Below are 17920 nucleotides of genomic sequence, written 5' to 3'. Positions count from 1 at the left end.
TGGTTACGAATAAACCGTGGGGACGCACCCCCACGGTGGAGCTTATGGCTGGACTTATTCGCCCGCTCGAATCGGTCGAAACGTTGTTCGCCGGTGGGCATCAGCTTTTTGCCACTGTTCAACAACTTCTTCGTAAAGTACTCGCTGCGAACGCAGTTCAGGGTGCTTGCCGGCTTTAGCGAGTTTGTACTCGCCGCTGGAGTTCATCAGCCATGCGTTGGTGTTGTCTTGGAAATACGTCGCCAAGACTTCTTTCAGTCGTTGGCTGCATGCAGCGTCACTGACAGGGACTAACAGTTCTACGCGTCGATCAAGGTTACGCGGCATCCAGTCTGCGCTGCTAATAAAGAGCTTCTCGTCGCCGCCTTGATGGAACTTTAGAATCCGAGCGTGTTCAAGGAATCGATCGACGATCGAGACAACTTTGATCGTTTCACTCAGCCCTTTGACGCCTGGGCGAAGGCAGCATTGTCCGCGCACGTTCAGGCGGATTTCGACGCCCGCCCGACTGGCTCTGTAAAGCGCGTCGATGACTTGGGTATCGACCAACGCATTCAGCTTCGCGGTGATCTTGCCGCGTCCGCCTTGCAGGCACCGACTGGTTTCGCCTTCGATCAGATCGAGGATCCGTTTTCGTATTCCGGTCGGTGCGGCGGCGAGTTCTTCCATTGCACGCGGCTGGCTGGCGCCTGTGATGGCATTGAAGAACGTCGTCGCGTCATGGCCCAATACCTCGTCGCTGGTCAGCAGCGAGATGTCACCATAAAGCTTCGATGTGACCTCGTTATAGTTCCCTGTGCCGAAATGCATGTAGCGGACGACGCCGGTTTGTTCGCGGCGGACGATGATGCAGATCTTGGCGTGGGTTTTCAGCCCGTGAATGCCATAGATGACCTGCACGCCGGCCCGTTCCATCTCGCGTGCCCATTCGATGTTTCGGGCTTCGTCAAAGCGGGCTTTGAGTTCGACAATCGCGGTGACGTACTTGCCGCGTTCTGCTGCGCGTTCCAAAGCCGCAACGACGGGGCTGTTTTTGCTGGTACGGTACAAGACCTGTTTGATCGCCAGTACGTCGGGATCGACAGCAGCTTCCTCGATCAGTCGCACGACCGAATCGAATCGCTCGTAAGGGTGCACTAACAACAGGTCGCCCTCGGCGATCGTCGAAAACATTTTTTCTTCGGGATCGATCCGTGGGTGCGGCTTGGCGGGCCAAGGTTCGTCACGCAGGTGGTCAAAGCCTTCGATGCCATGCAGTGCAAACAGAAAACTCAGGTCGATCGGTCCGTCGATGGGGTAGAGGTCTTCTTCATGAAGCTGATGTGCGGTGCGCAAGAACTCGACGGCTTCTTCGCTTGCCGAGGACCAGTACTCCAGTCGCACCGGTCGCGAGTAACGGCGGTTTTCCAAGACTTCTTCCATGCCGCCCAGCAAATCGCTCGCTTCGTCTTCACGAAGTTCGATGTCGGCGTTGCGGGTCAGCCGAAACGCGAAGCACTCTTCAACATGACGGCCGGGGAAAAAATCCGCGACGAAGTGAGTGACAAGGTTTTCCAGCAGGATGTATCCGTGACGACTGTCCCCGGTAATCGACATCACGCGCGGGATTGCTTTGCCGATCGGGATCAACGCGTATTCGGAAGTCAGCTGGTCATCATCGCCCGCTTCGGAAACGGTGTCCGGACGAACGTTCGCCGCACCCAATCGAGACTTAGGATCCTTGGTCAATCGGACCAGGACGTTCAGTCCCAGTCCCGGCAAAAGCGGAAAACGTTCCAGTGTGACTGCTTGCGGCGAGAGCACCGGAAAGACATCGTCTTGGAACCGATTCAGTGCGGTATGAAACGCGGTTTCGCCTTCACGATCCAAGTCGACTTGGTGAATCCCGGCGGCTTCCATTTTGGGAAGCACCGAATCGCGGAAGACTTCGTACTGCCGCGAGACAATTTCATGACCTTTCTTGGCGACGGCTTGCAATTGCTCCACAGCGACCATCCCGGCCGGGTCGCGGTTGCCGGGATTGCGTTGATGAAGGATTTTTAGACCGCCGACCCGCACCATCATGAACTCGTCCAAGTTCGAGCTGGTGATCGCCAGGAATTTACCGCGTTCCAAAATAGGCAACGCGTCATTGGCGGCTTGGGCGAGAACGCGTTCGTTGAAGGCCAGCCAAGTCAATTCGCGATTGAGGAACCGATCGTCCGGCAGCGGCTCGTTCACCGCAGCTTGCGGCGATTTTTGACGGGCTGATTGGCTTGCCGCCGGCTTCTCTTTGGCCGCTTTGTCTTTTTCACCCTTTGGCACTCGATTCCCCTGCGCAGTCAGACGACGTGTGGGCGGCGAAGCCGCAAAGGCGTACCGCCGATCGCATCCGTCGCTTGAATTGAAATAGGATCAGGATTCGCTGCTGTCAGGATCGGTTGGCGTTTCGAATGCGGCTTCGTCTTCGCTGACGATGTCCTCAGGGGTATCCGCGGCACCGAAAAGGATCCGGAACGCCTTGGGGTAGAAATCTTTGCCGTAGCTGAGCTCACCACCTTGGTGTCCGACCAATCCGACCAGAACGGCGATCAGCAGCAGACCTGATTTCCAAATTTTGGCTTTCGACGGGTCTTGGCGACGCAGTCCGGACAGCGCGATCAACGCAAACACGACCGACAGTACCGTCACGATAACGCCACTCCATCGATGCCAGAAGACCTCGCTGTCAAAATCGACTTTGGTCCATGACCCGTAGCCTTCTTCGACGGCAAATGACCAGCCCATCGCGGTTGACGCGATTGCCGTCAATGAACCGATCAGCAAACATGCCAATGGGACTTGAGTACCAATCGCGGGCCATTTCCAACCGAGCACAACGAACGCACCGCCGAGCAGAAACAACGCGATTGGGAAGTGGACGGTAGCTGGGTGAAAGAACCCTTGGAACGACCAGACTCGCTCGACCAAAGACTTTTCCGAGTCATCGCCTTGGGGGGCTTCGAGGTCGGTTTCCAACATCTCCTCCAGCGGCGTCGCCGAGACCGTCACGCCCTCAGGCCAGTTGGCGCCTTCATTGATCCAGACACGGATCATGGCCAATTCGGCTGGCAACAACGGACCGCCCTTCGCTGGCGGCGGCATCATCATGTCTGGATCATCGGACAACATGTAATCAGCAAACATCGTGCTTAATTCGGCGTCACCCGGTTCTAGATAACTGAGTACCGTTTCGGCATCATCGATGCGGAAGTCAGCCTTGGCTTCCTTCGCATTGTGGCATTCAAAGCACCGTGCAATAAAGATTGGCCGAATGTCTCGCTCGAAGTCCATGACATGGCCGTCTTCGTTAAGAGGCACACGGTCTTGTGCGGTTGCCAGATTGCAAACGATCCCAAGGCATGCGATTGCTACGATCGGTCGAAACCAATGCAAAACAACTGAAGGTGTGTGGGCGACACGAGCTTGAAATGCACGGGCTCGAAATACACGGGTGTTGAATTCTGATGGCATCGTATGACTCCGATTCTGGAAACCGCGTCGCGATCGACGGGACGCACCGCACCCGTGGATTCCTCGGACATTGAAGTGTGAGGTGGGATAGACGGCCGTTTGCGGCTTGAAAGGTGGGACGGATCGCTCTAGTTCCCTAGATCAATCGTGGTCACATTATGCCATAGATGGTCAAACAAAAAATGCGACCACCACCGATTCACCGGCAAAAATCCGTACTCATCACAAACCTGTCCCGGCACGGCTGTGACATTGGGCGTTTGGCTGAAACTGATGGCCAGCTGATTGAGAAGAGTTGCCAGCCAAAACCGGTCGGACGGCAGGACTAGCTGGGCTCTTTGGCTTCGACGTTCAAGCCATGAAACGCGCTTCCGATACCGAGACGATTGATCTCGTTCTTCACCGAGACCTTGTCTGCGGTATGCAGTGTTTCGACAACTTCATCGGCAAGCAATTGTGCGAAGGCCGCTTTGGCTTCGAGTTTCAACTGTTGTAGCTGCGACTGATCTGGACGCGTTCCCGTTTTGCCTTCGACTAGCTGGGCGAGTTCATCCGGAGTCACTTTCGAATTGATCGTGCTCGTCCACAAGATCGTGTAAAGCGGACGGCTTCGGTCCTGGTGTTCTTGACGTTCCAGTGCCCGCCAAGCTCGTTCGAGCAGCCCGTCGCGCCACAGCAGCAGCCACTTTTTAGAATCCGGTGTAAGCGCGGCGCACTGTTGGTTGATCGCGTCTTCGTCCAGATCACCCCGTTCGGTCAGCCGTGCTTTCGCGCAAGACCGGACAGCCTTGGCCAAATAATCCCGGAGGTGACCTTTGCGGTGTTCACCAAATCCCGCAGACACCAAATGGGTCAGCAGAATTCTCAACGCCTGATCGGCCTCTTGCTCTGAACCAAGTGTCTTGATCAGCAGTCGTCGCATCGGCGTGAGATAGCGAAGCACAAAACCGGCGGCGCTTTCGGCTTCCGTCCAGGTGTGGCTCGATCGAATCAGGTTGACGCTGCTGCGCGCCGCTGCGGTAGAAGAGGTCTGCATCGACATACCCCACAGTATAGCTATTGTGAAAAGGAAACGAAGCCCTTGTGTCCTTTTGCGGGGGTGGGGCGAGATTTGTCGATTCGGTTCGAGCGGTTTGTCCTCGGAGGGTTCCCCGCCTTCGGATTTGCCGAATTCCCCTCATGGTGTAAGGGACAATTGACCTGAGCAGGTTTTAGCGAGATGCTGTGCATGACCGAATAAGTCACCGGGCGTGCCCAGGCGGAGCGTCCATCTGATTTCGAATTCTTGTCGCAAAAGAAGAATGCTCCGTGACGCGTACGCCCATCAACGAATTGACCGACGGCTTTGCGATTGATCAGCCGTTCCGATTGGCCGACAAACAACTTCGCGTCAATCGGCAAGGCGGCAAATACCTGCTGCTAAAACTGGCCGACCGTACAGGCAGCATCATTGCGATGATGTGGAATGTCGAGGACTCGGACTACGAGGACCTGGAACGCGGCGGATACATCCACGGTCGTGGTCGCACCCAAGTTCACCAAGGTGCCTTGCAGGTGATTTTGACCGACATCGAATCTCTCGACGAACAAGAGGTCGACCTGCAAGACTTCGAACAGTTCGACGCGGCGGCGTCGGACACCGCGATCGATGAGCTGCGTCAACTGATCGATGGGATGAGCAACGTTTACTTGCGGGGATTGGGACAGTCCTGGCTTGCTGATGATGCCTTCGTCGCCCGATTAAAAGTCGCGACTGCCGCAGTTTCCAATCACCACGCCTACCCGGGCGGACTGCTTCGTCACACCGTGGACTTGATGCAACTTTGCCAGTTCGTGGGACCACGGTATCCGCGATTGGATGTCGAGCTATTGATGTTTGGGGCGTTCTTGCACGACCTTGGCAAGATCGAAGAGATCTCGGCCAGCGGCGAACTGACCTACACCGATCGTGGCCAACTGGTCGGCCACATCGTGATCGGAATCCAAATGCTGGACGCCGCCGTCAAACAGTACGAAAGCGACTCGGGGAACGAGTTCCCCGTTGATTTGAAAATCCAACTCGAGCACCTGATCGTTTCACACCACGGGCAACTCGAATACGGCAGCCCGCGTCTGCCCTCTACCCTCGAAGCGATCACGCTGCATCACTTGGACAATATGGATGCCAAGATCACTTCGTTTACTAGCTTGATCGAGTCGGATCTGACCAACAGCGAAAACTGGACGAGCTATCATCCTTCGATTGGCCGAAAACTTTGGAAGAAGCAGTGAGCGAACAACGACCTGCCGTTGTCTTGTTGTCTGGCGGTTTGGACAGTGCGACTTGTTTGGCAATCGCCAAGCAAGACGGGTTTGACGTCCACGCCATCAGCTTTCGCTATGGACAACGCCACGAATATGAACTGCAGCGTGCCCAGAAGCTCGCCGAACAGTTCTCTATCGCGTCACATCACATCGTCGACATCAATCTGTCACAGTTCGGCGGTTCGGCCCTGACCGACGCTTCGATCGTTGTCCCCAAGTCGGACTCGGTCGACCAGATCGGCAGCGAAATCCCTGTGACCTACGTCCCGGCACGCAACACCGTTTTTCTGTCGCTTGCCTTGGCGATGGCCGAAACGATTCACGCATTGGACATCTTCATCGGTGTCAACGCACTTGATTACAGCGGCTATCCCGATTGCCGGCCCGAATACATCGACGCCTTTTCAAAGATGGCAAACCTGGCGACAAAGGCCGGTGTCGAAGGCCAAGCGTTGACCATTCACACGCCGCTGATCGATTTGACCAAAGCCCAGATCATCGCCAAAGGTCTGGCCCTCGGTGTCGATTACTCGATGACGCTTTCGTGCTACGACCCAGGCGAAGGCGGCAAGCCATGCGGAAACTGCGACGCGTGTCTGCTGCGTTTAAAAGGCTTTAGCGAGAACGGCCTGACCGACCCGTCACTGATCGGCTGAAGCCTTCGAATCATCAACGGGTGATTCTTCAGCGGATGATTCGTTAGCCAGCGGATCCTCATACGAACGCGGATCTTTCGTTGGCCGCAATTGCCACGTTTCGTTTGGCTGGTCAGGGCGATCGCCCAGCCAAGCCATGCGGATCGCAGACATCGGAATTTGGCAGTGTCCGAATTGGGGATGGTCGCCTTCGAATTGATTTTGATCGTAGCGAACGTTGGCGAGCGACAGACGTTCGTTCGCTTGCGTGATGATCACCGCTTCGACGTTGATCGATTGACCTTGAAACGTCGGTCCGCTCAGCGATTTTAAACGCACGATCGATCCGATCGAGGTCCTGGGGATGCGCCGTTCGACTTGGCGGATCTCCATCGTCGCCGCATCTTGATCGAGTCGCAGCAGTCGCCCACGCAGCAAGTCACCTTGTGGCGAGATCAGCAAATGGCTTGGTGGATTCCCTTTTTGAATCCTGGGAACGCTCAGTGCATAACGCAACGCTTGAGCGCCTGGGGGCGCCATCGGTTGCAACAGAAACTGCCCCATCGCGTCGTCAGGGATCTGGCAAGGCATCGAGAACTGACCCGCGAAGGACAAGCTTTGATCATTGAACGATTCGAAGGAGCCGCGCATTCGGTCGCCACTTTGCAGTACCAACGTCGGCTGGAATGATGCGTTGGAATCGCTGCCCTGGGGATCCATTGCGAATTCGATTCGCGACTCAGGATTCGCCAGCACGCCGACGACGTCGTCCAACATCGGGCAGCGTAGATCGATCAGTCCCGGCGTCGTCTTGGGGGCAACCAGCTGCCCAACCAATCGTTGTTCTCCGTTTCGCAGTTGAACACCAGGACTCGGTTTCAGGTGCTTGGCGACGCCAATGATTCGTCGAATTTGCGAAGGATCAATTTGGAACGACTGACCAAATCGATTGACGATCACTACTTTGCCGTCTTCCGATTTTTGCAGTTGGCCACGCAAGCGGGTTTGGTCCAGAAGCGTGATTTCGCAGGCGTTGGCGGGATCGACGGCACGGCCAAAACCGATCGAACGGATGTCTGCCAAATCAACTTCGCCGGATGCGATGGCATGATCGATCGTCGTGTCATCGCGAAGTTTCGTTTGTGCGTTTGGCAGTTCGGCTGGCTCGTCCGATTGGCCATCCCAACGCATCACTTCCATCCGCTTTACACGAATCGCATCGCCGCGGTTGGTCAGCGTGAGTGACTGGCGAATCGCCGGAACGGCTTCGTGGAGTTCTGCACGCCCGACTTCGATACCGCCAGACAGGGCAACGAATCGTCCCTCGCGTTGGTCGACGCGAAATTCCAGCCACAGACGATTGGGGTTGGTTAGCGGAAACACCGCCACGTCGGCAATACTCGCATTTCCACGAACGAGCGAAACGCTGCTGCCGAACCATTCGGCGTGTGTGACCAGTTGTTCTTCAGGCGATCGTGATACCGATCCGCCCAATCGAAAACGACTCCCCTGCCCTGCCCCGCTGTCAGCACGATCACCGAGGGCAAGTTGCAAGTTCGCCTCGCCAAGGCACTCGATATCAACCAGCAATCTGAATCGCTCGGGCAACTGCAAACGGCTGACCATCGATCCGGGCTGATCGCCGATCAAATGACCCGAATCAAATCGCCATCCGGGTTGAAGCTCGAAACGGTATGGCAGCGACGAAAGTGAAGCGACACGTTGTGGCACGTCGACCAAGCGACGCAAGCTGACCAGTTGTTCTCGCCCAATGGTGATCGCCCCGAGAGCTGGCGAATCGATTTGAATCGCGTCGGCGTTCCACTGGTTGATTCGACCGACGAGTTGACTGTCATCGACCAGTCGTGCCGCAAAGCTGTCTTGATCGAATTCGTTGCTCGCGGTTGACGGCGTCACCAAGCCTGCTTCCAGCAAGTTTTCGATCGACGATTGGGCCGGGCCGGACAGCAGGTCGCTTTGAAACCCGATCGCATCATCACGGTTTGCTTCGCCAAGCGTCCCGTTGATCACGCTGGTATCCTGGAAATGGAATGTCATCTCCGCTGGACCTTGTGCGTGCAACGTCGCTGCGAAAAGCGATGCCACGAACTGTGTTGCGATCAACGCGATGCAAATTGAAAGGCCGGTCGATGTCGTTTCTTGCCGCATCATTCGTTATCGCTCGTAGATGGGCAAGAAACGGAAATTGACGCCGAGAGCGAGAAGCGACATCGACGTGCTGTTGGTCACGCCCAGTTCGCCTTCAAAACTGCCGTCGTCCTTTTGTTGGCTTTTCAGGCTGCGGATCAGGTCTTCGTTCCAACGGTTCCAGACATCCAGGTCCCACTGAAACAACGCTTGGGCTTGGTAGTACCGTGCGTACTCGGGCCAGCCCGGATCGTCGCCTTTGTGCTGAATCAAATACTGGCCGGTTTGTTGATACTCGGGCAGGTCTTTGCGGCGGGCGATTGCCATGACCAAGTTCGCGATACCGCTGCGAGCGAGCGATTCCAAGCCGCCTTGGCTTGCCGTGGTGTATCCGACCGTTCCGTCGGTCGCGGTCATCGCGGCGAAGTATTCGATCGCCGAATTGATCGCCTCGTCAGGGACTTCGATACCGGCGTTGCGGGCGGCCAGCAATCCCATCAGCACCGCGCCAGAAACGGAAGTGTCGGCATCACTCGCGCCAGGCGAATAACGCCATGCCTTCGCCCGATTGCGTTGTTGTGACGTGAGCGCGGAGCGAACGGCCAGCTCGACAGCTTGCCCCAGCGGACGCGCACCGACAGGACTGTCCGCAAACAGGTCGCGGTCATCCACCATGCCATACGCTTCGCTGAGCGCAAGCAACGCGAACCCGTGGTGATACATGCTTGGCCCCATGTAGCCCGTTTTTTCGTTCTGGCTGGCGATGATGTGTCGCAAGGCTTTGCGAATCGTTTCACGGTAGGGACCGAGGTTGGGATCTTCGCCAGAGGCTAGGAACGCGAGCAGCGCGAGCGACGTCGTCCCCGGACCGGCTGACTCGCCAGCGGGCCAGGTGCCGCGATCGTCTTGGGTTCGTTTCAGAAAATTCAGGCCGTTGTGATAGATCTCACGCACCTCGCGCGGGACCTCTTGCCCGATCGCGACTTGTTGGCGACGGGGGTCTTGGCCGGTGCAGACGCGATTGGACGAGCACACGAGCAGGCTCGATAAGGTGACGGCGACGAGAATCATTCTCATTGCGAGGTTCCTCCGAGGCGTTGTTCGAGTCGCATGAAGTATCGGTCGAGGTCAGCACGCATCCGCTCGGGTACTTCAAAGGACGACGCTCCCGTAGACGTGCTGACTTCGCCGGAGCGTTGTTCGGCCAATTCGTTCAACGCGTCGCCGACCAGTTTGATCGCCTCTTGGTCAGTGTTACCGCCGCTCGACGATGCCGAGTTTGATCCGCCACCGGAGCTGGGATCGACCTTTCGGCTTCGCAGCAACAACTCGATCGCTTCGGTCTGCGCGGCGATCACATCGGGGCCGGTGTCGGGCCGGACCATTGATTCTGATGCATCCACCATCGCGGCGCGGGCGGAACTGAGTACCTCTGCTTCGGCGGCAAATTGGATCGCTGATTCACGATCGGTCTGCAGCGAATCGATGACTTGATCGAGTCGATCGCGAATCAAATCTTGCGATTCGCTTAGACGGATCGCTTCGGAGGCATAGTCGTTGGGCTTCATTGCTTCGCGTCCACGTTCGGCTTGGCGAGTCTCTTCACGCAAGTCGACTTCGGACTTCAGTACACGCAGGACTTCGAGCACAATTTCGGGGTCGAGTGATTTCTTTTGTTTGCCGCCTTCGTTTTCCTGGTCATCGTTTGGCGGTGGCGGTTCGATCAAGTCGTCCGCCAAACGGTCCAAGTTGTCAGCCCAGAATTCTGCGGCCGCGATCGACGTTCCGGGATGAACCGGGATTTGTCGTTTCAGCAATCGAAGTTGATCCAGAACGCTGTCGTTTTTCATCTCCTCGTAAACGACGCGGAACGAGCGAATGTCGCGACGTTTCAAGAACGCTTGCAAGTCATCCATCACGCTTTGCAAACGCGTGACCGTTTCGTCGGTATCCGCCAAGCTGGCTTCGACTTCGGTTTCGCCTTCGACGGTCGGACGTCCGAAGCCGCGACTGATGAATTTCGAAAGTCGTCCGGCAACGCGATCTTGCAGACGGCTGATCGCTTTCATCCGTTTGACCAACGTGCTGCCATCCATCTGTCCCAGCAGTTCGCGCAGTTGGTCGGCCACGGCATCGAACTTGGCAACGAGTTCGGCTTGGTCTTCGACCGCTTCGGCCAATTTTTGTTTGGCGGAGGCTTTCTTCTCTTTGGGTTTCTTTCCGGCGGCGGAGGTGTCGATGATGGTGGTGTCGGACAAGCCCAATCGCTCGGGGTTTGACACGTCACCGGCAGCTTCGTTGCCTGGGGCTGTCGACGAATCATCAGAATCTGGGAGTTCGCCTTGGCTGGATTCCATATCCGCGTTGGCTGCGAACTTCGATTCTTCGACCGCTTCGCTCGCCTCGTTCAGCATTTCGGCAACGCGTGGCATACGTCCGTTGGCCAAGTCATCGAGGGCGTTGATCGACTGGGCGAGTCCTTCCAAATTGTTCGCCGGAATTTGGTCGTTGGAAGCGGCTTGCGAAAGGATCGCCTTGCCTTCCTGGACAATCATTTTCAATCGCCGCGCGTTGTCAGCTTCGGCGGCGGCTTGCTCGGCCAGTTGCCGGCGCCACTTCACGTCACGTTCGGATTCGGGGACAGCCATCAGGTCACGGTTCGCCGACAGCAAACGCAACTCACGATCGCGGACTTCGATCGCACCCTGCCGCCAGCGTGTCAGTTGGTCACCGATCCAGACGGCGTGATCTTCCGTCGATAGCACCGTGAGAGAGGTCGCCGGGCTGTAAACACGAGCTCGGCCGGGTAAGTCATCTTCGGCCCAAAATCGGATCGCCGTTTCGCCTTCTTGAACACCGAACGCGATCGGACTGAACAACGCAGTCAACGTCTCGCTTTGATCATCGGGGCCGATGATGCGTTCACCCGAGCCATTTTCATTGGACCATTCCAGCCCTACTTTGCGGACGGCAAAGTCGTCTTCGGTAGTCAGCAAGAAACGGAGTTGTTGTTGGTGCAATACCCGTGACGGAACGTTTGCTTCGTCAATCAAAATCGTCGGTGCTCGGTCGACCGTTCGTTCAAAACGAATCACTGATTCCGATGCGGCGGTGATGCCTTGGTTGTCGGTGAATGACAAGGCTACTTCGTTTTGTTCGGCCGCAATCTCGACGTCGAAAGTCTTGCCATTCACTGTGACCGCTTCACCATCGACGGTTGCCGATTGCAGCGCCGCGGTAGTTTGTAGGTGCAAGGTGAGGCGTGAGCCTTCCAAAACCGAAAACACGTTTCCGGTTGGTTCGACTTGGCGGGCTTGCTGCTGGACCTGCAAGTAGTCGGGCAAGAACACCGTCGCGCTGACGCTGGCGAGCTGTGGGCGTTCGACCGGTTGAAGCTGAACCACGCGATCCGCGTCACCGATTTGCAGCACCGCATCGGATGCTTGCGTCAACGGCGGAATCTGAAACGTATACAGCCCATCGACAAGGTTACCGCTCAGCGTGCCTAAACCGTTGATCTCCAAGTCAGCTTGTTGAGGTTGCCAGCGACTGTTCGGATCAGACTCGACCGCCCACGTTGTCGCTTCGCCGCGCGGCACCACGTGTGTCTCCGCGATGTGGTCGAGCTGGACGAGTGTCAGCCGTTCGATCGCTGCAAACGGATTGACGATCCGTCGGATCGAGTTCCAAGTGACTTGCGGCAGAAATGCTGCCAAGGCGATCATCAAAATCGCTGAAAGGCTGGTGATCCGACGACTGGTCGTCATCGGTTGTGGCGGCAGCAAGTTCAGCAGGTTGCGTTTGGCGGTTTCGTCAGCCACTTGTTGCAGCGCGGCTTGGCACAACCGCATCGATCGCTTTTGCTCCATGGCGCTATCCGCCAATTCGATTGCACCAAGCAGGTGGTCGCCAAACAACGCATCGTACTGTGTGATCTCTTTGGCGATCGCCGCAGCAGATCGGTGCGATGCGATCGAACGCAAGACAAACACGATTCCGCCGACCAGCACCGTGCCGCAGGCAAGCCAGAACAGCGACCGGATTGCTGACGGAACGTCGGTCGTACGATCGAGGGTCACCAAGATCAACAACGTCAACACGACGGTCGCGGCGGCCAGGCTGATGACTTTGGCAATCGCACGGCGGATGACCGCTTGGCGATATTGCTGCAGTTTTTCAGTCAGAACGTTTGGCAATTCCAGGTGCATTACAACGCCCCCGCCCATTTGCGTAAGGTCCAAAACAGACTCAGGCCTGCGATCATTCCCAGCAACACGATCGGGTGTTGCCACAAGCGAGTCGTTTGAGTTTTCTGGTTTTGTTGGATCTGTTCGTTCAACGTGTTAACCAACGAGCCGAGGTTCGTTGCCGCAAAGACTTGCCCTCGTCCGAGTCGCGCCAGATCTGCCATGACATCCAATCGAGCTGGCCGGCCGATCGCCTCCACTGCCCTGCCCTGCACTTGGATTTCCGTTTCCAGCGTCTCGTCTTCGCTCGGGTGACGCAGCGTGACTTTGTGGCTGCCTATCTCGTCGAAGATCGTTTCTCCCACGAACACACCCCAGTCACCTTCGCTGCGTGACAAGCGGATCGATTTGGATTCGCCGCTCGTCGTTTCGATCATCAGGTCGACATTGGCTTCGCTGGACGGTTCGCCTGCGGACGTCATCACGCTGGCGCGAAGTGAAACACTTGACGAAACGGTCGGCTGTTCGGGTTGGTAAATCAGCCGCATCGATTGACCGACCGCCATGTTTCGCCCGTATGCCATCCAGCGGATCACTTGACCCCAGAAGCGATAGTGATATTTGTCTTCGACTCCCATCCGCCAACGCCAAGCCGCGTCGGTTCCCATCCACAAGATTTTACCGGCACCGAATCGTCGGGTCACCAAAAGCGGCAGACGCCCGTAGTCGTTGGCCGATTCGGCATGGACGGCCAGAACTTCGCTGCCGCTCTTGGCTCGCGAGGTCGCCGCAAACCAAAAGAATCCTGGAAGCGATTGCCAGAGTTTCCAATTGTCGGATGGGATGTCGGCGAGTTGCGTTAGCAAGCTCGAACGTCCGGGTTCGGTCAATGCGAAATGCCCAATCGCGTCGGCACCCGATTCGTGCGTGCCCGCATCGTCATAGATCACCGGAATCAGGGATTGCAGTTCGGTGGATTCGAGCGTCGCCTGCCGCATCTCGGGGCCGGGCATCAACACCAAACCGGTCGCCTGTTCGGCAACCACACCGGCGAGCAACTTGCACTGTTGATCGGTCAGCTGTTTGGCATCCAAACCGACGTCGCCCAAAAAGATCACGTCGTACTTTGCCAGTTCGGCCTGCGTGCTTGGGAATTCATCCAAGTAATCGGTGCCGCCACCGCCAACGGTTTCCAGCGACGGATGAAAGAGCAAGCTGCTGATTTCGATTCCGGGATCACGAATCAGTGCATTGCGGAGGTAACGGAATTCCCAACGCGGTTTCGATTCGATGATCAAAACCCGCAAGCTTTCCGGACGGACATCGACTTGGTGAATCGATTCGTTATTGGTGGCGTCGCTTTCGCCTGCGATCGAGCTGATGGAGACACTGACGTCGTGATTGCCTTCGCCAGTGGCGAGCCACTGCACGGTTCCGTCAAAACGCGCCCCCGCCGCGATAGTCACGTCGCTTTGCTGGACGGTTTCGCCATCGACGCGAAAGGTTACTGTGACCGCTTGGCTGTCTGGAAACCAGTTGGCGACCGCGAAGGGCAGACGCAGCGGTTTGCCTTCGATCGCAATTGTCGGACAAGAGACGCCAAACAATTCGAGATCAGAAAGCCGTGAATCCTGGCCGATCGGAATCGTATGCAGCGTGAACTGTGGCCCGGCTTGCAAGGTTTTTTCTTGCACAACACTAAGCGGTGATCGCCCCGTGTTCCAGTCACCATCGGATACCAAAACACAGGCGGCTGCCGATTCATCAAAGCCCCACTGTGTGATCGCAGCACCCAAGTCACTTTGCGCGGGATCATCGGCGAAGATCTCTTGTGTGACGACTTGCCATCGCGGATCGAGGGACTTCCACGCTTCGTCGTCGGGAACCGTTTCGGCCACTGACAAACGTGTTTGACGGATGGGGGCGGAATCGACGTCTTCGGTCGCCATGCTCTTCGATCGGTCCAGCAACACAACCAATTGCTGTGGTTCGGTCTGTTCGACTTGCGTCGTTCGCTCGGGACGCCAAAACAGAATTACGGCGGCCACGATTAATAAGCACCGGACCGCTTCACAAACCAACGTTCTGAAGCGACGCATGCTCCGTCGGACATTCACAATCGCAATGTGGACTCCGGCGGCGATCGCCAGAATCGAGGTCAACCACATCATGATTGGCCTCGCATGCTTGAATTGGGCGTCGAATTGGTTGAGCTCGTCGCGGGGCGAGATGCCAGCGAGAGCCAGCCTTCGATCAACAGGCCAGCGATCATCGCCAGCCACAGGCCGCCCCATAACTCGCGAGTGGCACCCTGCGGTTCGGTCAAGTTGGCCCCGTCAAGTGCCAGCACGTTGACACTGCGGACCGGCAGCAGCGCGGCAAGTTGTTCGTCGTCCAGTTGTCGATCGTCCAGTTGTCGATCGTCGTCCGCGCCGCGGTTGATCGCGACGTTTCGGTTTTGCGTTTCGCCCATGGAGACGCTGTAGACGCCGCGGTGGTACCCCATTTCGCCATCGGACGTTTGCCGTGGCACGAGCACGGGTTTGATTTGCGTCGCGGTGGCGATCATCCGTTTCGCCGCATCATCACCGGCTAGGACTTCGTGATTACGGACCGCTTGGCGATCGACGTCCTGAATCGTTTCCGCCAACACCGAGAACAAACCCAGACCTTGCCGGACAAACAGGTTTTGGTGGTCGGTCACGTTAGCACCGCAAAACCAAACACTACCTCGGTCTGATTTGCGCTGTGACAGCCAAACGGTCCCATCGGTCAAGGTTGACGCGGCAACTGCAGAACCGTCAAAGGTGCAGACTTGATCCAGCATGAACTTCACACCGGCAAAGCTTGTCTCATCAGGTTCGCCGGTTTCCCAAGGATTCCAATGAACGCCTTGGAATTGAATCGCCGTGTCGGGCAAGGCAGGCGGAAAGAACGCGACACTGCCGCCATTTGCACAAAAGCTTTCGATCGTTTTTGCCGTTTCGCCGCTCGGCAATTGACCTTGCCACCACAGGCTATCGATGCCGTCGAGTTGCAAACCGCCCTGCCCTGCCCCATTTGCTCCGTCACCTGTTGATGCAGTGCTGTTTTGAAGTTTGCCGCCGGCGATATCGAACGCGACTTCGCCGATGACTTCGCCCATCGCGATTAAAGCATCGCAGGGCTGTTCGCTGACGATCGCGACGACGGGTTTGATCGGTGGCGACAGCGTGAAGTACCAATCGTCGTCGGCCGGGTTGCAATCGGTTGGCAGTGAAACCGAACCGTACAAGTTTGCTTGACCGGACCCTGTGACCATGCCCGGGACAGTGAGCGGGTAATTTTCGAGGCTTGCTTTCCCGCCGGTCAGTGTGACGTCAACTTCGTGAGTCGTCGTTCCGATCTTGATGTTCAGTGGCACGGTGCCTTGAGATTGTTCGGATTCGACGACCACCGATAACAGCAGTTCGACGCCCTGCTCTGCGTTCTCTTGTTGTGACGGTTCGCTTGTCGGTTGGTTCTTGCTCCAACGCAAGTCTGTTAATCGCACCGAGCTGTTCTGCTGGCGGGCGTTGGCTTCAAAGTCAAAGCGATGAATCCGCAAGCCTTCGCCATAGGTGTCTTGGAAACGTCGCATCGCTTCCCAAGTCGACGCGTCCGGATTCCAGCTGGACGCGTTTCGATCGCTGATGATCCAAACGTCGACCAGCGTCGCGTCTTGATTGGCCAGATACTCGAACGCGGTCATCATCATCGTGTCGATCGATGCACGTGCGTCAGCAGCTTTGGCGATGCTGGTTTGCGTCAGTGAGTCCAAGTCCGCAGCGACGATCGGCTTCATCGTGACATTGTCGATCACGATCGGTTGGTCGATGCCCAGCGTTTGCAGTGTCTCCATCACCGATGCCAAGCCACGTTCTTGTCGCGAGCGTCCCAGTGTGTCACGACGCTGCATGCTGGTCGATCGGTCGATCAAGATCACCGTTTTTCCCGTGTCAGCGATTCGTCCGGCCGCGATTCCGAACAGACCACTGGAAAGCGGTCGCGCGAGCGCAAAGATGATCAGTGCCAAGACAGCGACACGCGTTGCCAGAACCAAGAATCGACGCAATTTGGCTGGGCCGCGACGCATCTTGGTCGCCTGATACAGAAACATCATTGCCGGCCACTGCATCGTCGGGTGTCGACGGCGATGGAGCAAATGGATGATCAGCGGGGCCAAGACCAACGGCAGTGCCCACAACGCTTCCACACGCAGGAAACTCATCGGGCGGCGTCCCCGAGTCGTGCCGAGAGGAATCGTGACAACACGTCTTCGACCGCGTCGTCCGTCATCATGCGGTGGTAGTCGACCGCTGAGCGATGCATCAGTTTTTCGATGTTGGTCAAGTATTCTCGCACTGCGGTTTCGTAACCGCTGCGGATCTCCTCAGGGTCGACCAGCATCGATTCGTCGCCTTCCATGTCTTGCAGCCGCACGGGGCGATCCCAGCTGGGACGGATCTCTTCGGCCGTCATCACGTGGAACGCGACGACGTCATGTTTGCGAAACGTCAGGTGTTCGACCGACGTTTTCAGCCGATCCAGATCAAACAGGAAATCGGAAATCAGCACGACCATCGCGCGTTGCCGCGTGGATTCGGCAAACTCGCTGATCGCTTCGCAAACGGCGTTGTCACCGACCGGTTGCAGGCGTTCCATTCGGGCAAACAGCTGCTCGACTTGGCCGGCGATCCGGCGGGCCGGCATGTGTTCGTATTGGCCATCCCAAGCAGACACCAGGCCGGACGCATCGCCCTGGCCGATTGCCAAGTATGCCAGTGTCGCAGCAAGCTGCCGCGCGACATCGAACTTGTTGGCATACGCCATCGATCCGCTGGCATCGAGAACTAAGATCAACCGCAGGTTCGTGTCGGCCTCGAACTCTTTGACGTAGTACCGATCGCTTCGCCCGTACGCTCGCCAATCGAGTCGCCGCAAGTCGTCGCCGGGTTGGTAACGGCGGTACTCGGCGAACTCGACACTGCTGCCGCGGTGCGGGCTTTGGTGGCGTCCCGAAACGCTGCCCAGCATGGCCGAACGCGCTACCAGCGGCAGTGCGGCAAGGCGTTCGGCGATTCGGGCATCAAAGAACGAAGGCAAGGTGAAAGGCGGGCATGGTTGCGGGGGGAG

The 17920-nt window shown here is 57.1% G+C and carries 11 protein-coding genes; 2 read left to right on the top strand and 9 right to left on the bottom strand.

Annotated elements, in window-relative coordinates:
* Positions 1 to 54: 54 nt before the first annotated feature.
* The 3 genes from ppk1 to CGZ80_RS10830 form a co-directional block, all read right to left on the bottom strand.
* A complete protein-coding gene (gene ppk1, locus CGZ80_RS10840) occupies positions 55 to 2304 on the bottom strand; it encodes a polyphosphate kinase 1 (protein ID WP_094414211.1) in 2250 nt (749 codons plus the stop codon).
* 90 nt (positions 2305 to 2394) lie between these two features.
* Positions 2395 to 3492 carry a c-type cytochrome domain-containing protein gene (locus CGZ80_RS10835; protein ID WP_094414209.1) on the bottom strand — a complete coding sequence of 366 codons (1098 nt, stop codon included), beginning with the start codon at positions 3490 to 3492 and terminating at the stop codon, positions 2395 to 2397.
* 325 nt (positions 3493 to 3817) lie between these two features.
* The gene (locus CGZ80_RS10830) at positions 3818 to 4528 is read right to left on the bottom strand and encodes a hypothetical protein (protein WP_143543861.1); all 711 of its coding nucleotides are present in this window, start codon (positions 4526 to 4528) and stop codon (positions 3818 to 3820) included.
* A 272-nt stretch (positions 4529 to 4800) separates the two neighbouring features.
* Here CGZ80_RS10830 and CGZ80_RS10825 point away from each other — a divergent pair, with 272 nt between their 5' ends.
* Together CGZ80_RS10825 and queC are read left to right on the top strand one after the other, a co-directional pair.
* Positions 4801 to 5763, top strand: a complete 963-nt coding sequence (locus CGZ80_RS10825; protein WP_094414206.1) for a 3'-5' exoribonuclease YhaM family protein — start codon at positions 4801 to 4803, stop codon at positions 5761 to 5763.
* Positions 5760 to 6452 carry a 7-cyano-7-deazaguanine synthase QueC gene (gene queC, locus CGZ80_RS10820; RefSeq protein ID WP_094414204.1) on the top strand — a complete coding sequence of 231 codons (693 nt, stop codon included), beginning with the start codon at positions 5760 to 5762 and terminating at the stop codon, positions 6450 to 6452. The genes CGZ80_RS10825 and queC overlap by 4 nt, the downstream gene beginning before the upstream one ends.
* On the opposite strand, the gene CGZ80_RS10815 is transcribed toward queC, so the two are convergent.
* From CGZ80_RS10815 to CGZ80_RS10790, 6 genes are read right to left on the bottom strand one after another with little or no spacing between them, the layout of a single operon-like run.
* Complete coding sequence (locus CGZ80_RS10815; RefSeq protein WP_094414202.1) at positions 6438 to 8603, bottom strand: hypothetical protein; 2166 nt, start codon at positions 8601 to 8603, stop codon at positions 6438 to 6440. The two genes, queC and CGZ80_RS10815, sit on opposite strands and share 15 nt — an antisense overlap.
* 3 nt (positions 8604 to 8606) lie before the next feature.
* Positions 8607 to 9656 carry a prenyltransferase/squalene oxidase repeat-containing protein gene (locus CGZ80_RS10810; RefSeq protein ID WP_094414200.1) on the bottom strand — a complete coding sequence of 350 codons (1050 nt, stop codon included), beginning with the start codon at positions 9654 to 9656 and terminating at the stop codon, positions 8607 to 8609.
* Entirely contained in the window at positions 9653 to 12820 is a 3168-nt protein-coding gene (locus CGZ80_RS10805) for a hypothetical protein (RefSeq protein ID WP_143543860.1), read from the bottom strand. Before CGZ80_RS10805 ends, CGZ80_RS10810 begins: the two co-directional genes overlap by 4 nt.
* Positions 12787 to 14937, bottom strand: coding sequence for a CARDB domain-containing protein (locus tag CGZ80_RS10800; RefSeq protein WP_143543859.1), 2151 nt, complete (start codon positions 14935 to 14937; stop codon positions 12787 to 12789). Before CGZ80_RS10800 ends, CGZ80_RS10805 begins: the two co-directional genes overlap by 34 nt.
* Positions 14934 to 17015: a BatA domain-containing protein gene (locus CGZ80_RS10795; RefSeq protein WP_094414195.1), complete on the bottom strand. Its 2082-nt coding sequence runs from the start codon at positions 17013 to 17015 to the stop codon at positions 14934 to 14936. Before CGZ80_RS10795 ends, CGZ80_RS10800 begins: the two co-directional genes overlap by 4 nt.
* Positions 17012 to 17890 carry a DUF58 domain-containing protein gene (locus tag CGZ80_RS10790; protein WP_233148356.1) on the bottom strand — a complete coding sequence of 293 codons (879 nt, stop codon included), beginning with the start codon at positions 17888 to 17890 and terminating at the stop codon, positions 17012 to 17014. The genes CGZ80_RS10795 and CGZ80_RS10790 overlap by 4 nt, the downstream gene beginning before the upstream one ends.
* Positions 17891 to 17920: the final 30 nt, after the last annotated feature.

Source organism: Rhodopirellula sp. MGV (genome assembly GCF_002251265.1).
GTDB lineage: Bacteria > Planctomycetota > Planctomycetia > Pirellulales > Pirellulaceae > Stieleria > Stieleria baltica_A.
The sequence above is the reverse complement of the archived record's forward strand: the minus strand, read 5'-3'. Positions and strand labels throughout refer to the sequence as shown.

What these genes read in the sequence shown, in the direction of transcription:
- CGZ80_RS10830 (WP_143543861.1), bottom strand. Translation starts at nt 4,528, where the DNA reads ATGCAGACCTCTTCTACCGCAGCGGCGCGCAGCAGCGTCAACCTGATT.
- CGZ80_RS10815 (WP_094414202.1), bottom strand. Translation starts at nt 8,603, where the DNA reads ATGATGCGGCAAGAAACGACATCGACCGGCCTTTCAATTTGCATCGCG.
- CGZ80_RS10835 (WP_094414209.1), bottom strand. Translation starts at nt 3,492, where the DNA reads ATGCCATCAGAATTCAACACCCGTGTATTTCGAGCCCGTGCATTTCAA.
- CGZ80_RS10800 (WP_143543859.1), bottom strand. Translation starts at nt 14,937, where the DNA reads ATGATGTGGTTGACCTCGATTCTGGCGATCGCCGCCGGAGTCCACATT.
- CGZ80_RS10810 (WP_094414200.1), bottom strand. Translation starts at nt 9,656, where the DNA reads ATGAGAATGATTCTCGTCGCCGTCACCTTATCGAGCCTGCTCGTGTGC.
- CGZ80_RS10795 (WP_094414195.1), bottom strand. Translation starts at nt 17,015, where the DNA reads ATGAGTTTCCTGCGTGTGGAAGCGTTGTGGGCACTGCCGTTGGTCTTG.